The sequence below is a fragment of the Campylobacter lanienae NCTC 13004 genome (assembly GCF_002139935.1).
GTDB classification, from domain to species: domain Bacteria; phylum Campylobacterota; class Campylobacteria; order Campylobacterales; family Campylobacteraceae; genus Campylobacter; species Campylobacter lanienae.
This window is the reverse complement of sequence record NZ_CP015578.1, coordinates 13,346-30,892: the sequence shown is the minus strand read 5'-3', so window position 1 is coordinate 30,892 and position 17,547 is coordinate 13,346. Positions and strand designations below refer to the sequence as shown.

The 17,547-nt window shown below is 36.2% G+C and carries 20 protein-coding genes; 10 read left to right on the top strand and 10 right to left on the bottom strand.

The genetic code is table 11. From position 1 onward, the window contains the following. The first annotated feature begins 71 nt into the window (after window positions 1–71). Both CLAN_RS00165 and purM read left to right on the top strand, forming a co-directional pair. Window positions 72–2,882 carry an FAD-binding and (Fe-S)-binding domain-containing protein gene (locus CLAN_RS00165; protein ID WP_100590274.1) on the top strand — a complete coding sequence of 937 codons (2,811 nt, stop codon included), beginning with the start codon at window positions 72–74 and terminating at the stop codon, window positions 2,880–2,882. Between the two features lie 42 nt (window positions 2,883–2,924). After that, window positions 2,925–3,908, top strand: coding sequence for a phosphoribosylformylglycinamidine cyclo-ligase (gene purM / locus CLAN_RS00160; RefSeq protein WP_096023432.1), 984 nt, complete (start codon window positions 2,925–2,927; stop codon window positions 3,906–3,908). A gap of 33 nt (window positions 3,909–3,941) precedes the next feature. Here purM and ung read toward each other — a convergent pair whose 3' ends face one another. The 4 genes from ung to CLAN_RS00140 all read right to left on the bottom strand — a co-directional run bounded on the left by ung (window position 3,942) and on the right by CLAN_RS00140 (window position 6,303). Then, window positions 3,942–4,616, bottom strand: a complete 675-nt coding sequence (ung, locus tag CLAN_RS00155; RefSeq protein ID WP_100590273.1) for a uracil-DNA glycosylase — start codon at window positions 4,614–4,616, stop codon at window positions 3,942–3,944. Between the two features lie 29 nt (window positions 4,617–4,645). Beyond that, window positions 4,646–4,999 carry a 50S ribosomal protein L20 gene (gene rplT / locus CLAN_RS00150; RefSeq protein WP_086225204.1) on the bottom strand — a complete coding sequence of 118 codons (354 nt, stop codon included), beginning with the start codon at window positions 4,997–4,999 and terminating at the stop codon, window positions 4,646–4,648. Between the two features lie 81 nt (window positions 5,000–5,080). Next, window positions 5,081–5,272 (bottom strand): 50S ribosomal protein L35, encoded by a 192-nt coding sequence (gene rpmI / locus CLAN_RS00145; protein WP_086225205.1) that lies wholly within the window; start codon window positions 5,270–5,272, stop codon window positions 5,081–5,083. A 65-nt stretch (window positions 5,273–5,337) separates the two neighbouring features. Further along, complete coding sequence (locus CLAN_RS00140) at window positions 5,338–6,303, bottom strand: putative transporter (RefSeq protein ID WP_100590272.1); 966 nt, start codon at window positions 6,301–6,303, stop codon at window positions 5,338–5,340. A gap of 135 nt (window positions 6,304–6,438) precedes the next feature. On the opposite strand from CLAN_RS00140, the gene CLAN_RS00135 reads away from it, so the two are divergent. Further along, entirely contained in the window at window positions 6,439–7,833 is a 1,395-nt protein-coding gene (locus CLAN_RS00135; protein ID WP_086244888.1) for an anaerobic C4-dicarboxylate transporter, read from the top strand. A 16-nt stretch (window positions 7,834–7,849) separates the two neighbouring features. On the opposite strand, the gene CLAN_RS00130 is transcribed toward CLAN_RS00135, so the two are convergent. The 6 genes from CLAN_RS00130 to ribA are packed head-to-tail and all read right to left on the bottom strand — an operon-like array spanning window position 7,850 to window position 10,906. Continuing rightward, window positions 7,850–8,446, bottom strand: coding sequence for a hypothetical protein (locus tag CLAN_RS00130; RefSeq protein WP_100590271.1), 597 nt, complete (start codon window positions 8,444–8,446; stop codon window positions 7,850–7,852). Continuing rightward, window positions 8,446–9,309, bottom strand: a complete 864-nt coding sequence (gene htpX, locus CLAN_RS00125; RefSeq protein WP_096018241.1) for a zinc metalloprotease HtpX — start codon at window positions 9,307–9,309, stop codon at window positions 8,446–8,448. Before htpX ends, CLAN_RS00130 begins: the two co-directional genes overlap by 1 nt. A 1-nt stretch (window position 9,310) precedes the next feature. After that, the gene (locus CLAN_RS00120) at window positions 9,311–9,622 is read right to left on the bottom strand and encodes a hypothetical protein (protein WP_096017393.1); all 312 of its coding nucleotides are present in this window, start codon (window positions 9,620–9,622) and stop codon (window positions 9,311–9,313) included. Beyond that, entirely contained in the window at window positions 9,619–9,813 is a 195-nt protein-coding gene (locus CLAN_RS00115) for a hypothetical protein (protein ID WP_086289567.1), read from the bottom strand. The genes CLAN_RS00120 and CLAN_RS00115 overlap by 4 nt, the downstream gene beginning before the upstream one ends. Next, the gene (rsmG, locus tag CLAN_RS00110; protein ID WP_096018950.1) at window positions 9,810–10,349 is read right to left on the bottom strand and encodes a 16S rRNA (guanine(527)-N(7))-methyltransferase RsmG; all 540 of its coding nucleotides are present in this window, start codon (window positions 10,347–10,349) and stop codon (window positions 9,810–9,812) included. Before rsmG ends, CLAN_RS00115 begins: the two co-directional genes overlap by 4 nt. Further along, on the bottom strand, window positions 10,346–10,906 hold the full coding sequence (ribA, locus tag CLAN_RS00105) for a GTP cyclohydrolase II (RefSeq protein ID WP_096021534.1): 561 nt from the start codon (window positions 10,904–10,906) through the stop codon (window positions 10,346–10,348). Before ribA ends, rsmG begins: the two co-directional genes overlap by 4 nt. 116 nt (window positions 10,907–11,022) lie before the next feature. Here ribA and hemB point away from each other — a divergent pair, with 116 nt between their 5' ends. From hemB to CLAN_RS00070, 7 genes are read left to right on the top strand one after another with little or no spacing between them, the layout of a single operon-like run. Beyond that, entirely contained in the window at window positions 11,023–12,003 is a 981-nt protein-coding gene (hemB, locus tag CLAN_RS00100; protein ID WP_086225214.1) for a porphobilinogen synthase, read from the top strand. Window positions 12,004–12,005: 2 nt separating this feature from the next. After that, entirely contained in the window at window positions 12,006–12,935 is a 930-nt protein-coding gene (argF, locus tag CLAN_RS00095; RefSeq protein ID WP_100590270.1) for an ornithine carbamoyltransferase, read from the top strand. After that, the gene (locus CLAN_RS00090; RefSeq protein ID WP_086225216.1) at window positions 12,928–13,353 is read left to right on the top strand and encodes a DUF2603 domain-containing protein; all 426 of its coding nucleotides are present in this window, start codon (window positions 12,928–12,930) and stop codon (window positions 13,351–13,353) included. The genes argF and CLAN_RS00090 overlap by 8 nt, the downstream gene beginning before the upstream one ends. A gap of 2 nt (window positions 13,354–13,355) precedes the next feature. Further along, window positions 13,356–14,711 carry an oxygen-independent coproporphyrinogen III oxidase gene (hemN, locus tag CLAN_RS00085; RefSeq protein WP_100590269.1) on the top strand — a complete coding sequence of 452 codons (1,356 nt, stop codon included), beginning with the start codon at window positions 13,356–13,358 and terminating at the stop codon, window positions 14,709–14,711. Between the two features lie 10 nt (window positions 14,712–14,721). Continuing rightward, window positions 14,722–15,540 (top strand): DUF5718 family protein, encoded by an 819-nt coding sequence (locus tag CLAN_RS00080; RefSeq protein ID WP_086225218.1) that lies wholly within the window; start codon window positions 14,722–14,724, stop codon window positions 15,538–15,540. After that, complete coding sequence (locus CLAN_RS00075; protein ID WP_100590268.1) at window positions 15,537–16,277, top strand: pyrroline-5-carboxylate reductase dimerization domain-containing protein; 741 nt, start codon at window positions 15,537–15,539, stop codon at window positions 16,275–16,277. The genes CLAN_RS00080 and CLAN_RS00075 overlap by 4 nt, the downstream gene beginning before the upstream one ends. Next, window positions 16,278–17,546 carry a (Fe-S)-binding protein gene (locus CLAN_RS00070; protein WP_100590267.1) on the top strand — a complete coding sequence of 423 codons (1,269 nt, stop codon included), beginning with the start codon at window positions 16,278–16,280 and terminating at the stop codon, window positions 17,544–17,546. The last annotated feature ends 1 nt before the right edge of the window (window position 17,547 follow it).

Genomic DNA, 17,547 nt, shown 5'->3' with positions numbered 1-17,547 from the left:
TGGCTATATTAGCATAAAATAAGTTCAAATTTGCTAAAATCAGCCAAATTTTAGCTACAAAAGGATCTATTATGCAAGATTATGAAGGGTTTTATAAGGCCGCTTTTAAGCTCTTTGATGGTAGAGTTTATAAAGATTATTTACGCCGATTTTGCTATGGTGTGGAGGCCTCTTGCTACTCATATATACCAAAGCTAGTTTTAATGCTAAAAAGCGAAAAAGAGATTATAAAGGCTTTTGAGTTATCTCGTAAATTTAACACTCCACTATGTTTTAGAGGTGCTGGGACTAGTCTAAGCGGTCAAAGCTCGTGTGATACGGTGCTAGTTTGTTTGGATTTTAGCTGGGATCATATGAAGGTCAGTAGAGATGCTAACTCTATAAATTTAGGTTGTGGGGTTATCGGTGAAAATGCCAATAAAGCCCTAAAACCACTAGGCAAAAAGATCGGCCCCGATCCTGCTACTATCGCTGCGGCGCAAATTGGCGGAATTGTCAATAACAATTCAAGCGGAATGTGCTGCGGAGTCAAGCAAAACTCATATAACACACTAAAATCCATTAGAGTAATTTTAGGCGATGGCACCACTCTTGATAGCTCTGACGGCTTAAGTGTGGCTAGTTTTAGAAATAGCCATAAAGAGTTAATAGAGCAAATTCTAAATTTACGCTCTCAAATCCTAGCTGATACTGAGCTTTGTGAGCTTATAAGGCGAAAATATAAGATCAAAAATACAACCGGCTATAGCATTAATGCCCTTTTGGATTATAGCGATCCAATTGATATTATTACTCATCTATTTATCGGTAGTGAGGGGACTTTAGGTTTTGTAAGTAGCGTAGAATTAGAGTGCGTGAATGATGAGAAATTCAAAGCCTGTGCGCTTTTGTTTTATGATGATATCTTAAAAGCGGCTAAGGTTGTGGAGATTTTGGCTAAATTTGAAAATGAGATTTCTAGTGCGGAGATTATGGATTATGGCTCACTTAAGGCTGCTTCTAAATTCAAAGGCGTGAGCGAAATTTTGCCTGATATTAAAGATGGAGAAGTCTGTATCTTGATCCAGAGCCAAAACAACTCTCAAGATAGATTAAATGAGCAAATTCAAAAGATAAAAGATGCGATCAAAGATTATCCAACTAGTCAAGAGATGAAATTTAGCTTTGATGAGAGCGAATTTGCTAATTGGTGGAAGATTAGAAAAGGGATATTTCCTATCGCTGCTACAGCTAAAAGGCCTGGAAGTAGCGTAATCACAGAAGATATATGCTTTGAGATAAAAGATCTTGGAGAGGGGATTAAAAGCCTTCAAGAGCTATTTAAAAAGCATGGATTTGAAGATAGTGCTATAATTTTTGGCCACGCATTAGCGGGTAATTTACACTTTATAATCACGCCTGATTTAAACCAAAATAGCGAATTTGAGAGTTTTGCGAATTTGGTTGAAGATATGTCTATGATGGTTTCAAATTTTGGCGGAAGTATCAAGGCTGAGCATGGCACCGGTAGGATGGTAGCGCCATTTGTAGAGCTAGAGTGGGGAGCAAAAGCTTATGCCATAAATAGAAAAATCAAAGAGATTTTTGACCCACACACTCTAATAAATCCCGATGTAATCATCACAGATGACAAAGAGATATACAAAAAAAATATCAAGCAATCAGCCATTATAGGAAATGAATTTGATGATTGTGTGGAGTGTGGATTTTGTGAGAAAAACTGCCCATCTAATAAGCTAACTCTAAGCCCACGCCAAAGAATAGCCCTAAAAAGAGAGATACAAAGACTAGGGGCTTTAAGTGATAAAGCTAGCAAAAAGCTACTAAAAGAGCTAAAAGATGGAGCCAAATACTTCTTAAATGAGAGTTGCGCAGCCTGTTCTATGTGCGAAGAGCTATGCCCTGTTGGGCTAAATACGGCCAATTTAGCCCTAAATGAGAGAATAGCATACGCAAGCGATACAAGCAAAAAGATCGCTCAACTAGCAAATTCCAATTTCACCACCACGCTAAATGGCGCCAAATTCGCTCTTACAGCATCAAATTTATTAAACACGAATATGATAAGAAAGCTATCATTTAAAGCAAATGAGATTATCAAAACTCCTGTTTTAAGAGAGTATCTCCCACGCAAAAATAGCTATAAATTGATGGATAAAAACTATGGATTTAATGAAAGTGTGGTATATTTTTCAAGTTGTCTAAATAGATCTTTTGCCCCAAACCAAAATTTAAATGACAAACGCCCTATCCAAGAGGTTTTTGAATCACTATGTAAAAAAGCCAAGATAAATGTGATCTATCCAAATGAGATTAATGATATGTGCTGTGGGAAAGTCTTTACCAATTATCCAGATACAAAAGAGCTAAATAGAGCCAAAAATATCGATATCTTAAAAGTCGCTACAAATGATGGCAAATATCCTGTGGTGATAGATCACGGCGCTTGCTCTTATGAGCTGATAAAATCGCTTAAAGATAGATTTGAAATTTATGATTTGAGCGAGTATCTGCTAAAATTCATCGCCCCAAAACTCACTATTTCTAAAGCCAACCACGCTATAGGTCTATACACAATGTGTGCTAGTAAAAAGCTAGGATTAGATAGCACTATGAGTAGCCTAGCTAGGATCTGTACTAATGGGCAAATTTTGATTGATGAGAAGACAGCATGTTGCGGTTTTGCTGGGTATAAAGGGTTTTTTACCCCGAAATTAAATTTACACGCTACAATGAAATTCAAAAGATTTTACCAAAATAGCGCAGTCAATATCGGTTTTAGCAACTCTAGCACCTGTGAAATTGGGTTAAGCGAGGCAAGTGGATTTAGCTGGCAGCATATTGCCTATTTACTAGATAGCGTTAGCATTAGTCAAAAATAAGTTCAAATTTGCTAAAATGATGAAATTTAAAAGAGGTGAAAAATGATAAGTTATAAAGACGCTGGTGTGGATATTGATGCTGGAAATAGCTTTGTTGAGGGGATTAAGCCCTTTGTCAAATCAACTCTAACTCCAAATGTAATAGGTGGCATCGGCTCATTTTCTGGGGCTTTCAGGCTTCCAACTGGATATAATAAACCAACTCTTCTAGCCGCAACTGATGGCGTAGGAACAAAGCTTCGCCTAGCTATAGATAGTGGCAAACTTGATAGCGTTGGCATTGATTTAGTCGCGATGTGTGTGAATGATCTTATATGTAATTTTGCTACGCCTATGTTTTTTTTGGATTACTACGCAACTGGTAAATTAGATATAAACTCGGCCAAAGAAGTAGTAAGCGGTATCGCCAAAGGATGCGTAATAGCCAAATGCGCTCTAATAGGTGGCGAAACGGCTGAAATGCCTAGTATGTATAGTTCTGGGGATTTTGATCTAGCGGGATTTGCTGTGGGCGTGGCTGAAGAAGATGAGATCGATAGGAGTAAATTTGTAAATGAAAGCGATATTTTAATCGCACTTCCAAGCTCAGGACTTCACTCAAATGGCTTTTCACTAGCAAGGGCGGTGATCAAAAAAGAGAAGTTAAATTTGGGTAGTGAATTTGAGGGTAAGACGCTTTTAGAGACGCTTTTAGAACCTACTAGAATTTATGTAGATGAGTTTTTACGCCTTAAAGATAGCATAAACGCAATGGCTCATATCACTGGTGGCGGTATAGTCGAAAATCTCCCTAGAGTCTTGCCAAATGGACTTGGCGCAAAGATCCAAAGAGGTGCTATCAAAACGCCAAAAATCTTTGAATTAATCGCCAAAAGCGTAGAGCAAAGCGAGATGGATAGGACATTTAACTGCGGTGTCGGTATGGTGTTAGTGGTTTCTAAAGATAAGGCGGATCATATCTTAGCTAATAGCGATGGCTACATTATCGGCGAGATTGTCAAAGGCAATGGGGTCAAAATGATTTAAATGGTGGTATTTAAATTTGATTAAGTGGTGAAATTATAGCCACTTAATTGGCGTTTTAGAGTGAGCTAGTAAATACTCATTACACTTGCTAAAATGCCGTGAGCCAAAAAACGCTCCCCTTGCTAATGGACTTGGGTGAGCAGCTTGTAAAATTAGATGCGAATTTGGGTCTATCAGTGGCGATAGTGCCTTTGCGTGATTACCCCAAAGCATAAAAACGCAATGATTGAATCTCAAATTTATAATTTTGATAACTCCACTTATAAAGCCTTGCCAACCTATTTTGGCGTGTGATGCGGGGCGGTTTTTCTCTACTGTTAAAGCACTATTTAAAAGCAAAACTCCCTGCCTTGCCCAATCACTCAAATCACTACTTCTATTAACCAATATATCGCTATTTATATCGTCTATAAGCTCTTTAAATATATTTTTTAAACTCGGCGGAATTCTCACACCTTGTGGCACACTAAAAGCTAAACCCATTGCTTCTTGAGGATTGTGATATGGATCTTGACCAATAATTATAACCTTTAAATCACTTGGTTTGCATAAATTAAATGCATTAAAAATAAGCTCTTTTGGTGGATAAATCGTAGCGGTTTGTGAGTTTAAAAATTTAATTATATTAGCGAAATTTTGGCTATTTAGCTCATCTTTTAAAAGCTCTTGCCAACTAGGGTCTAAATAAGAGATTAAATCTAAATACATTAAAAAGCCTAGCAAAAGCTAGGCAAATATTATAAAGCTTTTTTAACCTCTGCTACAATGCTAGCAAATGCCGCTGCATCATTCATAGCTAGGTTTGCCAAAACTTTTCTATCTAATTCGATGTTTGCTTTTTTAAGACCATTTATAAATCTTGAGTAGCTAATATCGTTTAATCTACACGCTGCATTAATGCGGATGATCCATAATCTACGGAAATCACGCTTTTTAGCGCGTCTATCACGATACGCATATACTAAACTTCTTTCTAACTGCTCTTTAGCTTTTCTAAAATGTTTATGTCTAGCACTATAAAAACCACGAGCTAGTTTTAGAACTTTTTTGTGTCTGCGGCGTCTTACAACACCAGTTTTAACTCTTGCCATATTTATCCTTTACAAATTGGCGTCCAAATTTGGAACTTGCCCCATAAAAGGGAGGTTAGAATGACTTAAATTGTCAAAAACTCATATACAAAGCATTTTTTTCACAGCTGAGACATTTGTACTATCTACATATTGAGATTGTCTTAGGTCTCTTTTGCGCTTAGGTGACATTTTGGTTAAGATATGGCTTCTAAATGCGGAGCCTCTTTTTATCTTATTTTTGCCAACTTTAAAGCGTTTAGCTGCACCACGAACAGATTTCATCTTTGGCATACGCTTTTCCTTTACTTTAAGATAAGCTCGGATTATATCAAATTTGAATTTAAAACTATATAAAACTAGCCAAATTTAATATTTTTCTCAAATTCATCAAGCCTTTTATGTATGCTTCTAAGCTCTGTAATTGTCGTCCAATTATCTATAAATACGCTAAAACTACTGCGAACTTGACTAAATGCGTTGCTAACTTGGATCAACACTCCAAGCGTTATAACTCCGCTAAATAGCCCATTTCCCATAATTATAAATGGCACAATAACCATAAATTGCGAAAATGAAATAAGCCAAACATTGAAATATCCATAGTGTAAAAATAGCCTATAATAGTTAAATCTAAGCCCAGTAAATAGCCCCAATACACTCTCAAAACTCGCATAATTTACCTTATCATCTTCAGCATAAACTAGCTCTTTTCTAAAAGCCGCTTCACTCTTTTGGATATTGTATTCTAGCTTTGGTAGCTTTATACCTACAAACCAAGATATTATAAGCCCACCTACACTAACAGCTAAGGCTATCCAAACTAATGAGCCGGGAATTTCTTTTAAATATGGTAGATCCACTCCACTGCTAAGTCCCCATAAAACTGGGATAAATGCTATTAATATCATTATAGCTTTTAATATCTGTAAGCCCAAAGTTTCAGTGATTTTAGCAAATCTATAAACATCTTCTTGTATCCTTTGACTAGAGCCTTCTATATCGTGCTTACACGCTCTCCATCTATTTAGATAGCCAAAAGTCATAGCCTCTCGCCACCTAAAAACCCAATGGCTAGCAAAAAATGTAGTGATAGTAGCGATAATCACATAAGGCATCGCAATTAATAAAAATCTATAAATTTGCTCCCAAAACTCATCTACACTATGATCTTTGACATTTTGCATAATATCGTAAAAATCTTTATACCAATCATTAATCGCTACATTTAATCTAGTTTGAAAAATCAAAGATACAATAATCACAAAAAGCCCACCATAAGCCCAAAAAGCCCATTTTTTACTCTCAAAAAAGCTTGAAAACATATATTTGCCTTAGATAAAATAGCTCGATTATACAAAATAATTTTTAATTTTAAATTTACGCATAAAATTTAAGTTAGATATAATTTTTTAAAAGATAAAATTGCTCTTAAATTTATTACAAAGAAAGGAGAATAGATGGAGTTTTTAACACAATTAAGCGATGGCAAACAATTTGCTATTCAGCTTTTGGTTGTTTTGATTTGTCTATTTTATGGTGCTAGAAAGGGCGGTATAGCTCTTGGCTTGCTTGGCGGTGTTGGTATGTTCGTGCTTACATTTGGTTTTGATGTGGCTCCTGGCAAACCAGCTATTGATGTTATTTTTACTATTTTATGCGTGGTTGTAGCTAGTGCAACCTTACTTGCTAGTGGCGGTCTTGATGTAATGCTTCAAATTGCTGAAAGAATCCTAAGGAGAAATCCTAAATTCTTAACAATCCTAGCCCCATTTGTAACTGCGTTTTTAACAATTCTATGCGGGACTGGACATGTGGTTTATACAATGATGCCAATTATCTATGATATCGCTATCAAAAATGGAATTCGCCCAGAGCGACCTATGGCCGCAGCATCAGTTAGCTCGCAAATGGGTATCATCGCAAGTCCTGTGAGCGTGGCGGTGGTATCTTTGACAGCTATGCTATTAGCTCCTGGTGTTAAGCATTTAGAGGGCTTTGATGGATATTTGAATTTACTTGCGATCACTGTGCCATCAACCTTGATAGGTGTTTTAGCCGTTGGGATTTATAGCTGGTTTAGAGGTAAAGATCTAGATAAAGATGAAGAGTTCCAAACTAAAATTCACAATGACCCTGAATTTAAAAAATATGTCTATGGCGACTCTAAAACACTTTTAGATGTCAAACTCCCTACGATAGAGTGGGTTGCTATGTGGATATTCTTAGGTGCGATCGCTATTGTGGCTATCCTTGGTGCCTTCCCTGAGCTTCGCCCTGCATTTGATAATGGCAAAGGCGTAATGAAGCCGATGAGTATGGTATCTGTAATTCAAATATTTATGCTAATTACTGGCGCAATTCTTATAATAGCAACTAAGGTAAAAGCCGGCGAAATCGCTCAAAACGCAATCTTTAGATCTGGTATGATAGCTATTGTAGCGGTATTTGGTATATCTTGGATGGCTAATACAATGTTTAGCGTTCATACTCCGATGCTTAAAGAATCATTAGGTGGTATAGTTCAGCTATATCCATGGACCTATGCTATTATGCTACTTTTGATATCTAAATTTGTAAATTCACAAGCTGCGGCTTTGGCGGCGTTTGTACCATTGGCTTTGGGTATCGGGGTTGATCCTGCTATTATCGTGGCGTTTGCTCCGGCTTGTTATGGATATTATATCCTTCCTACATATCCAAGCGACCTTGCTACGATACAATTTGACCGCTCAGGCACAACAAAAATAGGCAAATATGTAATCAACCATAGCTTCATTATTCCAGGCTTGCTTGGGGTATTTGTATCTTGTGTATTTGGTTATATCTTTACTACTTTTGCAGGATATCTATAATTCAAATCAGCTAGGATCAACCTAGCTGATCTATGATCTTTATAATATTTTTTATATTCTCTTTAGCGCTTTTGTAACTGATATTTAAAGGTGTTTTTAAATTCGCAATTATAGTATCAGAGTCTGTGTAGATATATAAACTCAAATAACCATCTTGAATAAAATATGAGCTTTTAAATCCTAGCAAATTCTCTTTAATCTCTATATTTTTACTGATTTTACCACTGATTAAAAGACCATAAAATATAATTTCATCGCTATTTTTCACACAGATATCACGCACATCAAAACCATTTAAGCTAAATAGTCCAAACTCGCTAACATCGCCATTAAAATGGTTATTAATACGAGATAAATTTGGCTGATTTAAGCCTAATTCTTTGATTAGCTCATCTCTTAGTCTCTCTTTTAAACCTAGCTCAAATTTAGCAAAAAATTTAAATTTAAACCAAAAATATATCCAAAGACCGGCTAAAAATCCACCGATTAAAGCCAAAAAAGGATCAAAAAACCAAAGCACCAAAGTAATTACAAAATCCACAAAAGCCGCTAAAATCAAGATCCAAATGAGCTTATATCTTATAGATTTTCGCTCTTTTTCTAAATTCTCCATCAGCTATTAAAATACCTTTTAGCTGGGTTTTGATAGCTTAACTCTCTTAGTCTCTCCACTCTTTGCTTGGTTGTAGGATGAGTGCGAAAGAGATTAGATATCCCACTTGCGATACCGCCGCTAAATGGACTTATAATAAACATATGAGCGGTTTGTTCATTAGCATTTTTCACTACGCCACGCTGATTGCTACTCTCTAATTTCAATAGAGCGTTTGCTAGGTCATTAGCGCTAGTTATCGAAGCTGAAAATCTATCTGCTTCAAACTCCCTTGAGCGTGAGATACTCATCTGGATTATGGTAGCAGCTAGCGGCATTATGATAGCTAGAGCGATCATTAAAATGGGATTTTGGCGGTTTTGATTGCTTCCTAGCATAGCACCAAATTGAGCGAAATTCGCCAAAATAGCAATCGCCCCAGCAAAGATAGCGGCGATAGAGCCTGTTAGGATATCATAGTGCCTTATGTGGCCTAGCTCGTGAGCGATAACTGCTGCTATCTCATCCATATTTAATGTATCGAGCAATCCCGTGGTGAGTGCTACGGCTGAGTTGTTTGGGTTGCGTCCGGTGGCAAATGCGTTTGGGATTGGATCGTTGATTATATAGAGTTTTGGCATTGATAAATTTGCTTTATAACATAAATTTCTAGTGATACTATAAAGCTCATTAGATGGCTCGATTTCATGGGCGTTATAGTGTCTTAAAATCAGCTTATCACTATAAAAATAGCTGAAAAAATTCATAGCTACAGCGATACAAAATGCTACCATCATCCCACCAACTCCGCCGATCATCCCACCGATAAAGACAAAAAGCAACATAAGCGCCACCATAAAAAACGCCGTCTTAAATAGCTCCATCTTATCCCCTTATCGCACTTTTATAAATAACTGCGTCGATTCTCTTTTTGGCTGCTTTTTGTAGCTCTTCATCGCTATTTATGATTAAAGCAATTTTGCTATCAAATAGATAATCATCAGCTAATTTTTGTAGTTTTTTGGCGAATTTAAAGCTATCGCAGACTATGAATTTAACCCCATTTGCATTAGCTATCAAGGCTTGTTTGATATCTGAAACTAAGATAAAATTTGATTTTAAACTCAAGCTTTTTGGCTCAAATTTAGCTAAAAATACAGGCTCATAACTTATCAACTCACTACCGATTATAATCATTTTAAACACTCCTTACAGATATATTTTCCATCTTTTAATACACTATCTTTAAGCTCTATAAATGTATTACACTTACTACACTCGACAAAGCTTTCGCCGCTATCACTAGGCTTTTTACTCCTAAATTTAGGAATTATAAAATAGTAAATTACCCCTATAATCAAAACAAATATTATGATTTTAGCTATCATTTTAACCCCTTTAATACTACATAATTTCGCTCATTTTGGCAATAAATTTGCTTATCACATTTTAACTCTTCAATCTCAAATTTCGCATTTGAGCCTTTATATAGTAAAAATGTCGTATTCTCATCATAAAATCCTTGGCAAATTTCGATCAAATCAGCCGTTTTCATCAACGCCCTAGATGTGATTAAATCAGCTTTAATCTTTTTGGAATTTTCTAATTTTTGGCTATGTATAGTGATATTTTGAAGTTTCAAATTCGCACTCGCATAGGATAAAAAGCTTGATTTTTTCGCAATTGGCTCATATAGATGAAACTCGCACTCTCTTAAAATCATAGCCAAAAATATCGCCGGAAATCCAGCCCCACTGCCTACATCCACACAAACCTTAGGCTCAAAGCCTAGAAATTTAATCGGTTCTATGCTATCAAGGGCTACTGGCTTGATATCTTTATAATTTGTTAGATTATGAATTTTATTAAATTTCTTTAAAATTTCATCAAATTTGGCTACGATTTGCCAAAATTCATCACTCATAGCATATGTCCCATCTGCTCTTTTTTGATATTTAGATAATCTTTATTATACTCATTTGGCGCTATTTGGATTGGAATTCGGCTTATGATTTTGGTTTTTATGCTTGTGAGCTTTAATGGATTATTTGTTAGCAAATTTACCCCCTTAATCCCAAAATCATTTAAGATAAAATCAACCATCTCATATGTCCTCTCATCAGCCTTAAATCCTAGCTGATGATTTGCCTCTATAGTATCAAGGCCAGTATCTTGTAAGGCGTAGGCATTGACTTTGTTTAATAATCCGATATTTCGCCCTTCTTGACGCAAGTAAATAACCATCCCGCCATTATCTGCGATATATTTCAAAGCCGCTTCTAACTGCTCGCCACAATCGCACTTTTTACTCCCTAAAGTATCACCCGTTAGGCACTCGGAGTGAATTCTAAGGTTTATTATCTCGCCTAAATTTGGGCTAAATATTGCTAAGTGTTCTTTGTGATTTTCTTTATATGCTTTGATTTTGAAATTGCCAAATTTAGTTGGTAAATTTGCTATTTTAGATATCTCTATATTCACTTTTTTCCTTCTGTTTTTGCTTTATTGTATCATTTACAATTAAATTTAAACAAAATCAATTATCTTTAATTAACTTAAATTCTGCTATAATCACTAAATTTTCGGGAGAATTAACAATGTTTAAAAGATATAGAAGATTAAGATTAAATGAGCCTTTGCGTGATATGCTAACAGAAAATAGACTATCTATTAGTGATTTTATATATCCGCTTTTTGTAGTTGAGGGCAAGGGGATTAAAAATGAGATAAGCTCGATGCCTGGCGTATTTCAGATGAGTTTAGATGAGATTTTAAAAGAGTGCGATGAGATCATAAATTTAGGGATAAAATCTATAATTTTATTTGGGATTCCAAGCTTAAAAGATAGCATAGGTAGTGATGCTTTGGATGAAAATGGGATAATTGCTAGATCTGTTAGGGCTATTAAAGAGAAATTTAAAGATCTTATAGTTATTACTGATTTATGCTTTTGCGAATACACAGATCATGGGCATTGCGGAATTTTAGATCATAAATGCGGCAGCGTAGATAATGACGCTACCCTTGAAATATCAGCCAAACAAGCCCTCATCCACGCCAAAGCTGGCGCTGATATGATAGCGCCTAGTGGAATGATGGATGGGATAATTTATACTTTGCGTAAGGCATTGGATGAAAATGGATATATGAATTTACCTATTATGTCCTACTCTACCAAATTCGCTTCAGCATATTATGGGCCATTTCGTGATGTAGCGCAAAGCACCCCAAGCTTTGGCGATAGAAAAAGCTATCAAATGAATCCTGCTAATAGACTTGAAGCGATTAATGAGAGCTTAGAAGATGAGGCTCAAGGCGCTGATATTTTGATGGTTAAACCGGCTTTAGCATATTTAGATATCATAAGAGATATAAAAGAGCGAACGAATTTACCACTTTGTGTATATAATGTGAGTGGAGAATACGCACTTTTAAAAGCTGGCGCTAAGGCGGGTGTTATAGATTATGATCGTGTGATGATGGAGACTATGATAGCATTCAAAAGAGCTGGAGCTAATCTAATCATCAGCTATCACGCCAAAGAAGTTGCTAAGATATTAAATTCAAACAAGGGATAGATATGAGACACTTTTTGACTCTAAATGATATAAGCAAGGATGAGATTTTAGATATCTTAAACATTGCCAAAGATATCAAAAAAGAGGCCTTAAATAAAGAGTATAAACCATATTTAAAAGATCAATTTTTAGCTATGATTTTTGAAAAAAGCTCGACAAGGACTAGGGTGAGCTTTGAAGTTGGGATACAACAACTCGGCGGAAAAGCGCTGTTTTTAAGTAGTCGTGATATACAACTTGGCCGTGGCGAGCCTATCAAAGATACCGCTAGAGTGCTTGGGGGAATGGTGGATATGATTATGGCTAGGGTTTATAAACAAAGCGATTTGGTTGAGCTTGCTAAATTTAGCGGTGTGCCTGTGATAAATGGGCTTAGCGATGATTTTCACCCTGTTCAATTAATGGCTGATTTGCTAACCTTAGATGAGCTTGGCTTAAATATCCAAAATATGAAAGTCGCATATATAGGCGATGGCAATAACATGACAAATTCATGGCTTATGGCTGCTTCTAAGCTTGGTTTTGAGCTTAGAATCGCTACACCAAAAGGCTATGAAGTCCCACAATGGGTAAAAAGCATAGCCTTAGAAAATACCAAATCAAGTGGCGCTATAATCCAAATAAGCAATGACCCAAAAGAGGCTATAAGTGGCGTAGATGTCGTTACTACTGATACTTGGGTCTCTATGGGTCAAGAGGATGAAAAAGCGAAAAAAATCGCCGATTTCGCTGGATTTTGTGTAGATAAAAGTATGATGAACCTAGCCAAAGATGGGGCTGTGTTTTTACACTGCTTGCCTGCTTATAGAGGATATGAGGTCAGTGAAGAAGTATTTGAGGCTCACGCTGATGAGATATTTAGAGAAGCTCACAATAGACTTCACGCACAAAAAGGCGTAATGGTCTGGTGCGATAGGATGAGATATGAATAATCATTTAGAAAATATTAGCCAAACTCTAGGCATTAGCAAAAGACGTCGCACAACCTTTGAGCTAGAAGATATGGATAATAATCAAATGAAGCTTAGCTACAAAGGCAAAGCGAATTTGAATACTCCGTGGTTTGGTATGTATGGCGATAAGCCTTGCGCCCTAGTGCCTGCTGAGCTATTTGAAGCGGTGATAAACGCACTAAAAAACGCACAAAAAGAGAATTTCGAGCTAAAGCTTGAGAGATCTATTTTACAAAATTTACCAATTGATTTTGGCGATGTCTGGACTGTGGCGATAGAAGAGATCAAAAAGGCAAACTATAAAAAAGAGCCGAATTTAGATAGAGTTATAGCTAAAATCAAAAAAGAGCATCCAAATTTATTTTTGGATATGCGCTCACTTGTTAATAAGGAGTGATTATGGTAGATTTTGAAGCATTTGTGAAGTATTCTAAGCCAGGGCCAAGATATACTAGCTATCCTACGGCTTTGGAATTTAGCGATGAGTTTAGCTATGATGAGTATATCAAGAGATTAAAAGAGTGCGATAAGCCACTTTCATTATATTTTCATCTACCATTTTGTCGCTCGGCCTGCTATTTTTGTGGCTGTAATGTGATATATACTAGCAAAAGTGATAAGATGAGTCGCTACTTGGATTATTTGGAGCGTGAGCTTGAAATTTTAGCTAGTATAGTAGATGCCAATAGAGCAGTGATACAGATGCACTTTGGTGGTGGGACGCCTACATTTTATAGCGCTAGTGAGCTTGATAGGATTATAAAAGCTATTAAAAAACATTTTAAAAATTTCACAAATGATGCTGAAATAAGCTGTGAAATAGACCCAAGATTTATCAATGAAGATCAGCTAGAAGTCCTTAGAAAGCATGGGTTTAATAGAGTTAGCTTTGGGGTGCAAGATTTTGATGAAAAGGTTCAAAAAGAGATCCATAGAATTCAGCCATTTAGCATAACTCAAAATGCTGTAAATTTGGCTAGAAAATATGGAATGTTAAGTGTAAATACCGATCTTATATATGGTTTGCCTTATCAGAGCTTAGAGAGTTTTAAACGCACTTTAGAGCTAGGAGTTAGTCTAAATCCTGATAGATTTGCTATCTTTAATTACGCTCATGTCCCATGGATCAAAAAAAGTATGAGAAAATTCGACGAAGCCACGCTACCAAGCCCAAAAACTAAGCTTGAAATTTTAAAATACACTATGGAATTTCTCACATCCAATGGATACAAAATGATAGGTATGGATCACTACGCTAAGCCTAGTGATGAGCTATTTGGTGCTTTAAAAAATGGCACACTTCATAGGAATTTTCAAGGATACACTACAAAAGGTGGGGCGCAACTCATTGGTATAGGGCTAACTAGTATCGGCGAGGGCGATGACTATTACGCTCAAAACTACAAAGATATGAGTGGCTATGAAGCTGCTATTGATGCTGGTAAATTGCCAAATTTCAAAGGCATAATGCTAAATGAAGAAGATAAGCTTAGAAAATTTGTGATTATGGAGTTGATGGCGAATTTCGCTCTTGATATTAGGTCTGTGGAGAGTAAATTTGGGATTGATTTCTTTAGCCATTTTAAAGATGAATTAGATGAGCTAGGCGAATTAAAGCAATTTATGAGTATCGATAGCCAAAAAATTGAGATAAACCAAACCGGAATGCTATTAATCCGTAATATCGCTATGTGCTTTGATGAGTATATGGCGAAATTTAAAGGCGTTAATAATAGCTTTTCAAAGACAGTTTAAAGGAGATTTTGTGAGTGAGATTTTAGGATTTGGGATAGCTGGAAATTTCGCCTTACACTTAGAGCAAGCTGGCGAGGCTGATGATTTCGCCTTGGTTAAAACCGATGATGAATACGCCCCAAAAGGGATATTTCCATTTTATATCAAAGGTAGCGATAGTTTTTTGGGTAGGAATTGTATAGATAATGGCTATTTATATCTACCTAATGATAAAAATTTAAATATCCAAATGGAGCCAGAGATCGCATTAAGATGCGAATTAGAATATGAAAATAATAAGGTTAAAAGCATTAAGCCACTTAAATTTGCTGCTTTTAATGACGCTTCAGTTAGAAATGATAAAACCGCTACAAAAATATCACAAAAGAAAAACTTCAGCAACGGCTCAAAAGGAATCGGAAATGAAATTGATATAGACAAATTTAGCCTTGGTGGGATCTGTGATAATTATAGCTTAGTATCATTTTTACAAAGCCAAAATGAGCTAATTAGATATGGCGAGTGCGCTAAATTAAGCGGATACTCATATTTTTATGAAAAGTTATTAGAGTGGATCAAAGATAGATTAAACACACAAGAAAATTATGCTGTATTAGAGAATTTATCAGATATCTTAAAAAATGCAAACTACCCAAACGAGATGATAATCACAATCGGCGCTACAAGATATGAAGAGGCGGGCAAAAATAGATATCTAAAACCTGGCGATATCTGCTATGTGGTCGCCTTTGATCATACTAAATTTGATCTATCAAGCATAACAAACGCTATCAAAAATGGCTCTAAATTACCAAGTAGCGTATCTATTTTAAGACAGGAAGTAAGATGAAAATTACTATAATTGGCGCTGGAAATATGGGATTAGCTATGGCTAATGGGCTGAAATTATCTGGTTTTGAAGTGAGCTTTGCGGGGAGATTGAGTGATAGATTAGAGGCTTTAAAAGGTGAATTTGAAGTAGAGATAATAGATCAAAACTACGATATAAGTGATAAAAACATTATATTAGCTATCAAGCCAAATGCCCTTGAGTGGTTTGTAAATCTCGCAAAAGGTAGAGCAAATTTGATAATTAGCGTGCTAGCTCGCACAAGCTTAGAGCAAATTCAAGCTATAAACGCCATAAATCACGCTATTTGTTTGCCAAATATCGCCGCAAAATACCAAAAAAGCATAAATCCATATATAGCAATTGGTGATACCAATCTAGTAGAAAAGATCCTAAATGGCTTTGGAAAAGCGGTTAAATTTGATTCTAAATCAACTTTTGATGCTGCTAGCATAATCAGCGGATGCGCTCCAGCATATCTAGCATTAGTAGCTGAAGCTATCAATACTGCTGCTGTAAGATCGGGGCTTAGATTGGACGAGGCTCAAGCTATGACAAGTGGGCTATTTGATAGCTTTGCTGGGTTGATTAAAGATACTTATCCCGCATTAATAAAAGATAGCATTTGCTCTCCTGCTGGAACGACTATCGAGGGTGTATGCGAGCTAGAGAAAGCCGGTGTTAGAACTGCCTTTATAGAGGCTATTAGAGCAAGTTTGATGAAACAAAGAGGATAAATGAGTAACTATAATTTTAGTGAGATTAGCGATGCGTGTGTGAAGTGTGGAAAATGTAAGCCAAATTGCACAATATATAAAATCAGCCACGATGAGGTCAAGAGCCCAAGGGGATTTTTGGATCTTTTGGGGGCTTATAATAGAGGTGAAATCGAGCTTGATAAGAATTTAAAAGATATTTTTGAGAGCTGTTTTTTATGTACAAATTGCGTCCAAGACTGCCCAGTATCCTTGCCAACTGATACTATGATAGAAAATGCTAGAGCCGATATAGCGGCCAAATTTGGAATTTCGTGGTATAAAAGGCTATTTTTTTATCTACTTAGAAATAGAAAGATTATGGATATTGCTGCGAAATTTGGATATGTCTTTCAAAGCTGTGGATTTAAGATCAAAGATGGCAATATGAGCCCAAGATTTAGTCTGCCAATGTTAAAAAAAGAGCGTCTTTTACCGACAGCATCTAAAAAGAGCTTTTTGAACTCTCACACTGAATTTATAGATAATGGCTCTGATAAAACCATTGGGATATTTATCGGCTGTATGGGAAATTATGCTTATACCGCTATTGGCGAGGGGTTACTTAAGATATTAAAAGAGCTTAAAATCAACGCTCATTTGATGAAATCTCAAGGCTGCTGCTCGGCTCCAGCGTATTTCACTGGGGATTTTAACACCGTAGATTATCTAGCTAAAAAGAATATTGAGTATTTTGAATCCTTATTAAATAGCGGTAAAATCGAAGCTATTATAATACCAGAAGCGACTTGTTCGGCGATGATAAAGGTAGATTATGAGCACTATTTTCACAATGATTTGCAGTGGAAGCAAAGAGCTATAAATATCAGCAAAAAAATATATTTAGCTACTGAATATTTGGCTAAATTTACAAATTTAGCTCAAATTTTAAAAGAGCGAAATAGAGATAAAAAACTATCTAAAATCACATATCACGATCCTTGCCACGCTAGAAAGATGCAAGGAGTTTGGAAAGAGCCAAGAGAGCTTTTAAAACACGCTTATATCTTAAATGATATGAGCGATAATCATAGTTGTTGTGGATTTGGTGGGGTAACAATGCAAAGTGAAAAATACCACCTAAGCCGCCAGGCCGGTCAAAGCAGAGCCGCACAGATAGACGCCATGGACGCTAAATGCGTAGGAAGTGAGTGTAGCGCTTGTAAAATGCAGCTAAACAACGCCTTACATATCTATGGTAGCGATACTAAATGCTCTAATCCAATTGAGCTGATCGCTAATGCTTTGTAGA

What these genes read in the sequence shown, in the direction of transcription:
- CLAN_RS00165 (WP_100590274.1), top strand. Translation starts at nt 72, where the DNA reads ATGCAAGATTATGAAGGGTTTTATAAGGCCGCTTTTAAGCTCTTTGAT.
- purM (WP_096023432.1), top strand. Translation starts at nt 2,925, where the DNA reads ATGATAAGTTATAAAGACGCTGGTGTGGATATTGATGCTGGAAATAGC.
- ung (WP_100590273.1), bottom strand. Translation starts at nt 4,616, where the DNA reads ATGTATTTAGATTTAATCTCTTATTTAGACCCTAGTTGGCAAGAGCTT.
- rplT (WP_086225204.1), bottom strand. Translation starts at nt 4,999, where the DNA reads ATGGCAAGAGTTAAAACTGGTGTTGTAAGACGCCGCAGACACAAAAAA.
- rpmI (WP_086225205.1), bottom strand. Translation starts at nt 5,272, where the DNA reads ATGCCAAAGATGAAATCTGTTCGTGGTGCAGCTAAACGCTTTAAAGTT.
- CLAN_RS00140 (WP_100590272.1), bottom strand. Translation starts at nt 6,303, where the DNA reads ATGTTTTCAAGCTTTTTTGAGAGTAAAAAATGGGCTTTTTGGGCTTAT.
- CLAN_RS00135 (WP_086244888.1), top strand. Translation starts at nt 6,439, where the DNA reads ATGGAGTTTTTAACACAATTAAGCGATGGCAAACAATTTGCTATTCAG.
- CLAN_RS00130 (WP_100590271.1), bottom strand. Translation starts at nt 8,446, where the DNA reads ATGGAGAATTTAGAAAAAGAGCGAAAATCTATAAGATATAAGCTCATT.
- htpX (WP_096018241.1), bottom strand. Translation starts at nt 9,309, where the DNA reads ATGGAGCTATTTAAGACGGCGTTTTTTATGGTGGCGCTTATGTTGCTT.
- CLAN_RS00120 (WP_096017393.1), bottom strand. Translation starts at nt 9,622, where the DNA reads ATGATTATAATCGGTAGTGAGTTGATAAGTTATGAGCCTGTATTTTTA.
- CLAN_RS00115 (WP_086289567.1), bottom strand. Translation starts at nt 9,813, where the DNA reads ATGATAGCTAAAATCATAATATTTGTTTTGATTATAGGGGTAATTTAC.
- rsmG (WP_096018950.1), bottom strand. Translation starts at nt 10,349, where the DNA reads ATGAGTGATGAATTTTGGCAAATCGTAGCCAAATTTGATGAAATTTTA.
- hemB (WP_086225214.1), top strand. Translation starts at nt 11,023, where the DNA reads ATGTTTAAAAGATATAGAAGATTAAGATTAAATGAGCCTTTGCGTGAT.
- argF (WP_100590270.1), top strand. Translation starts at nt 12,006, where the DNA reads ATGAGACACTTTTTGACTCTAAATGATATAAGCAAGGATGAGATTTTA.
- CLAN_RS00090 (WP_086225216.1), top strand. Translation starts at nt 12,928, where the DNA reads ATGAATAATCATTTAGAAAATATTAGCCAAACTCTAGGCATTAGCAAA.
- hemN (WP_100590269.1), top strand. Translation starts at nt 13,356, where the DNA reads ATGGTAGATTTTGAAGCATTTGTGAAGTATTCTAAGCCAGGGCCAAGA.
- CLAN_RS00075 (WP_100590268.1), top strand. Translation starts at nt 15,537, where the DNA reads ATGAAAATTACTATAATTGGCGCTGGAAATATGGGATTAGCTATGGCT.
- CLAN_RS00070 (WP_100590267.1), top strand. Translation starts at nt 16,278, where the DNA reads ATGAGTAACTATAATTTTAGTGAGATTAGCGATGCGTGTGTGAAGTGT.